An 896-nucleotide genomic window follows, 5' to 3' on the forward strand; every position below is an offset into this window, starting at 1 on the left:
CCTCTTTCTCACCCCCCCCCCCCACAACATAAAACAAATCTCAGTTGGGGGGGGCGTGTTTTTTTTTGTTCCCCCGGCGGGGGGGCGGGCCGCCGCTGTAGGGCCCGGCCCCGCGGGCGTGCCGTCACACCGGCGGGGGCGTCCAGGTGCCGGGGTCGGGGCGGCCGATCAGGGTCGCGGAGACGAGTTCGTCGCGCGCGTTGGCGGTGCCCCAGACGTCGGTGGTCTGGGCGTTGGCCGGATAGACCTTCGGGGTCCAGCCGTGCTCCTCGTCGATCACCTGGGCGGCGGTGGTGTACTCCAGTACGAAACCGGAGGACGGCTCCTGGAAATAGGAGAAGGTGTTCTGCCCGACGCCGTGCCGTCCCGGCCCCCAGACCGGGGCAATGCCCGAGCGCATCAGCGCGCCGGTGGCCCGCATGAACTCGTCGAGTCCGCGGACCTCGAAAGCCACGTGGTTGAGCGAGGTGTGCGGGGCGCGGGTGAAGGCGATGGTGTGGTGCACCGGGCCGGTGCGCAGAAAGCACATCACGTCCTCGACCCAGTCGGTCACCCGGAATCCCATGACCGTCTCGTAGAACTCGCGCGCCACCTGGATATCGGGCGTGTTGAGCACGACGTGGCCAATCCCCTTGGGGCGGGTCTCGCTCGCGGTCACGGGTGTGAACACCCGCCCGGCCACGTCGGCGGAGACCTCGACCGTCCGGCCGTCGCAGTCCAGGAACCGCACCGCGTGGCCCCCGCCGAGGTCCTGGCGCGGGCCGGGCTCGCCGAGCAGCCGGGGGCGCGGGGGGGGGGGGCCCCCCCCCCCCCCCCCCGCCCCCCCCGCCCCCCCCCCCGCCCCCCCCCAAAATCCCCCCCCCCCCCCCCCCGGCGGGGGGGGGGCCCCGCGCCCC

At 73.7% G+C, this 896-nt stretch carries 1 protein-coding gene; it reads right to left on the minus strand.

The window, feature by feature from the left end; genetic code table 11:
* Window positions 1-124 precede the first annotated feature (124 nt).
* Window positions 125-730 carry a VOC family protein gene (locus tag ACFV4G_RS36245; protein WP_380446450.1) on the minus strand — a complete coding sequence of 202 codons (606 nt, stop codon included), beginning with the start codon at window positions 728-730 and terminating at the stop codon, window positions 125-127.
* Window positions 731-896 lie beyond the last annotated feature (166 nt).

This window comes from Kitasatospora sp. NPDC059747, from assembly GCF_042732955.1.
Taxonomy (GTDB): Bacteria; Actinomycetota; Actinomycetes; order Streptomycetales; family Streptomycetaceae; genus Kitasatospora.